The following is a 3,810-nucleotide window of genomic DNA, read 5'->3' on the forward strand; positions in this document are numbered from 1 at the left end:
TTGACGATATGCGCCAGCGGGCGTATCGAGATCACGATCAGCGTCGTGTAGGCAGCGCTGAGCACGACAAAGATTAGGCCTAGCACCGTAAACTGCACGAACGTTGAGCCGCGCTCGGGGTGCACAAATTGCGGCAGGAACGCCAGAAAGAACAACGCGGTCTTCGGGTTCAATACTTCCGCTGGAATGGCCTGCCAGAAAGCCTTCGCTGCCGACACCGATGGTACCTTCGGCAGGGTCGGGTCCGCGGGCGGCGCACGCAAGGCTTTGATGCCCAGATAGATGAGATAACCCGCACCGATCAACTTCACCACGTTGAACGCAAGCGCGGATGTCATCAGCAAGGCAGAAAGCCCCACTGCCGCCGCCAAGGTATGCACGAAATCGCCGCTCGCGATACCTAACCCCGTCAAAATGCCGGTCTTGCGGCCACCCTGCATCGTGCGCGTCAACACCAGCAGAACCGCGGGCCCCGGGATCAAGAACAACCCCAGTACGACCGCGACGAAGGTAGCCAAGGTGGAAAGCTCGAACATCTCGCGACTCCTCCGGCGGGGAGGTCATCGTGCCACATTCTGCGCGCGTGCAGGTGTCTCCAGGCAATGCGCGCTTGAGGCCGATGCTCGGCAGGCCGGCGGCAAATGGCGCGCATGAGTCGCATGCCCGTCATGCTCCCTCCATGATCCGCTCAGCCTGCTGATCCGCCTCGGGCAAGTCAGCTATGGCAGGGGCGGATGCGCGATGCGTGACTAGAGACGAACGACAATCTTGCCAATCTGATTGCCGGCTTCCATATAGCGATGCGCTTGGACCATCTCATCGAAGTGAAAAACCCGATCGATGACAGGCCGAAGCGCTTTCGACGACAAGCCCCGCGTAATGAACTCCTTGGCCTGTTCGATCCTCTTGCTGTCCTTCGTAATCTCGAACAACTCATAACCGCGCAACATCAAGTGCCTGGAGAGAACATCCATCACCGGCACCGGAATATCGCGCGAGTCGAGCGCGCCATATTGGTAGAAAATGCCTTCAAACGACAGCGCCTGTATGAGGGAACGCGCATGGGGGCCGCCCACCGGGTCAAAGGCGATGCGCGCACCTTTTCCTTTCGTTATTTCCATAACGCGTTCAACCAGATGGGGATCGCTACCCAGCAATACGTGGGCCGCCCCCGCTTCGCGCAACGCATCGAACTTCCCGGCGCTGTTGGTCAGTGCGATGGGTGTTGCCTTGACCATGTTGGCTATCTGGATCGCCGCCAAACCCAGGCTGCTCGACGCCGCACCAAGCAATACCGCGTCGCCTTCGGCAAGACCACCCATGTTCACCAAGGCGCCATAAGCCGTGGTGAACTTCATCCACGTTGCGGCGGCCTCCTCATAGGAGACGCCGTCGGGGTTTTTGACCACAGCATGCACCGGCGCATTCACCACTTCGCCGTACATGCCGTATTCGTGGAATGAAAAGGCCGGGATCACGCTGACCTGGTCGCCGACCGCGAACTGGCTTACCCCTGACCCAACCGCCACGATGTCGCCCGATGCTTCGTAGCCTAGCTGGGCCGGAAACATCGGCTCAATCACGTATTGGCCCGTGCGATACATGATCTCCGCGCGGTTGAGGCCAAGTGCCCTGACTTTGATTTGCACCTCGTCGTGCCGGGGCGCCGGGACGGATACATCATCAAACTGCAAGACCTCTGCATCGCCCACACAATGAAAACGAACAACCTTGGACATGGATCTATTCCGTCTGGATGGATGGGGGCGCCACTGGCAATGCATCGCCCATGACCTGCATCAGCTATTTAGCAATGTTCCCGCGACGCATTGGCACGGAGAGAACAGCTTGAAGCATCACGCCAATGCAGGCGACCAAGCTTCATAGTTCATGACGAACGCCTTGCCATGGCGCTCGATTCGCGCCCCCGCAGGCAAATTGAAGTGCATGCCTGTAACAAGCAAGCCATCATGGCTCACTCGATCAAGGATCTTGCGCCGCGTAGCCGTCGCCTGATCGGGCGTGTTGTCGAAGGCAATGGTGACCTCGGGGTGTTCGACCTGGATATGGGGAAAGTGAACGATATCTCCCCACACCAACAGCGACTGCCCACCGTCAGCAATCAAGTAGCCTGTGTGTCCGGGCGTATGGCCCGGCAGTGGCACGGCCTGGATACCAGGCAGCACATCGTCGTTCGAGAACGGCACCAGCTGTGATTCATAGGCCCTGAATACATTCCTGGCCACATCGAAAAACGGTTGAAAGCCAGGGGATGCTGCGAGTCGGACAGCCTCGTTGTTCCAGAATGCCAGCTCCGCCGCATGAACGAAAAGGCGTTCGACATGGCGAAAGAGCGGCGTTGCCAAAGGTCCCGCCAAACCACCCACATGATCCGGATGGGCATGGGTCAACAAGATGGTGTCGATTTGCAAGGGGTCTATGCCGGCAGCGGCGAGCGCGACCGGCAGGCGTCCACCCCAACCATGGATGCCGCCGGCGCCGCCATCGATCAGTATCGTGCGCATATCGTCCTGGACGACGTAGACGTTGACGTTCATGCGCGCGAGGCTGGGCAGGCCACGCTTCTTAAGCAACGCTTCCGCGTGGGCACCATCGATTCCGCCCAGAAGATCGAAGCTCACATCCAGAAAACCGTCACTGAGCATGGTGACGGTGAACTTCCCGACCTTGATGCGATTGATGGCTGGGGCTTGGTAACTCGGTGTTTTCATTTTTTCTTTTATTTCGTTAGTAACGCAGATGTAGCCAGGATGGCTACGTTGCTTCAATGCCTCAACTGATTTGGCGAGCTTTGCATATCGAATGATCGGTTGAAATGGCCGCTTTTTGATATCTCATATCGTTTCCGCTTATAAATTGACCCGATCAGCATCGTGTCTAATCCAGAACATATTTGCGGAACCATGCATGAAACATCGTCGCAGCAGCGAAAGCCAGGGCCCAGCGTCTTTCGCTTTAAAATCACCAGGCACTGGCCTTCACGGAGACGACAAGACATGCAGCGACCGGACTAGCTGAAATACGGCGCCAATCAGGTAAATTGCACGCCATGGATCACTTCACCGCTATTTCCTACTTCGTCCGCGTCGCAGAAAGCGGCAGCTTTTCCGACACCGCGCGGGATCTCGGCCGCAGCCAATCCGCCGTAAGCCAACAGGTACGCATGCTGGAAGCGCATCTAGGCGTTCGCCTGATTGATCGAACAACCCGGCGCTTTGCGCTAACGGAAGCGGGTGCCCGTTATCTGTCGGATGTCAAACTGGTCCTCGAAGCACTCGAGGAAGCCGATGCGTCAGCCGCCGAGCGGGAAAATGCCATGTCCGGCAGGCTTGCCATCAGTGCACCGGTGAATTTCGGCACCCGCTTGCTCGGTGGTTTCCTGTTCGAATTCGTACAAGCCTATCCGGATGTCCGGCTCGACATTTCGCTCTCGGATCGGTTCGTGGACGTCGCGGCGGAAGGCTTCGATCTGGCGATCAGGCTGGGGGCGGTCAACGACCTCAATGTAATTGCGAGAAACATCGGAACCATCGAACGCTGCCTCGCCGCGACACCTGCCTATCTCGACAAAGTGGGGCGGCCCACTTCACCCGCGGAACTGGCGACCCTGGCTTACGTTGCGCACTCAAGCATTCGCAACGGAGAGACATTCACGCTTATCCATACGGATGGCGCCAAGCAGACGGTGACGGTCAATCCCGTGCTGCGCTCCGACAATTCGCACATGCTAAGTGAAGCGATCATGGCGGGCGTGGGGGTTGGATTGGTGCATAAGGCACTCCTGCCGCC

4 protein-coding genes are annotated in these 3,810 nt (G+C 58.1%); 1 reads left to right on the forward strand and 3 read right to left on the reverse strand.

The genetic code is table 11. From position 1 onward, the window contains the following. The 3 genes from VJR68_RS00470 to VJR68_RS00480 form a co-directional block, all read right to left on the reverse strand. Window positions 1-536, reverse strand: a 536-nt coding sequence (locus VJR68_RS00470; protein WP_324145581.1) for a LysE family translocator, incomplete at its 3' end; no start/stop codon positions are given. Window positions 537-749: 213 nt separating this feature from the next. Next, window positions 750-1,739: a zinc-dependent alcohol dehydrogenase family protein gene (locus VJR68_RS00475; protein ID WP_324145582.1), complete on the reverse strand. Its 990-nt coding sequence runs from the start codon at window positions 1,737-1,739 to the stop codon at window positions 750-752. 117 nt (window positions 1,740-1,856) lie between these two features. After that, on the reverse strand, window positions 1,857-2,789 hold the full coding sequence (locus VJR68_RS00480; RefSeq protein WP_324145583.1) for an MBL fold metallo-hydrolase: 933 nt from the start codon (window positions 2,787-2,789) through the stop codon (window positions 1,857-1,859). 281 nt (window positions 2,790-3,070) lie between these two features. Here VJR68_RS00480 and VJR68_RS00485 point away from each other — a divergent pair. Beyond that, a partial coding sequence (locus tag VJR68_RS00485; RefSeq protein ID WP_324145584.1) for a LysR family transcriptional regulator occupies window positions 3,071-3,810 on the forward strand: 740 nt, incomplete at its 3' end.

Origin of the sequence: Dyella sp., from assembly GCF_035277725.1 — a bacterium.
Taxonomy (GTDB): domain Bacteria; phylum Pseudomonadota; class Gammaproteobacteria; order Xanthomonadales; family Rhodanobacteraceae; genus Dyella_B.

Excerpts from the sequence above, each read along its gene's own strand:
- VJR68_RS00475 (WP_324145582.1), bottom strand. The coding sequence starts at position 1,739 with ATGTCCAAGGTTGTTCGTTTTCATTGTGTGGGCGATGCAGAGGTCTTG.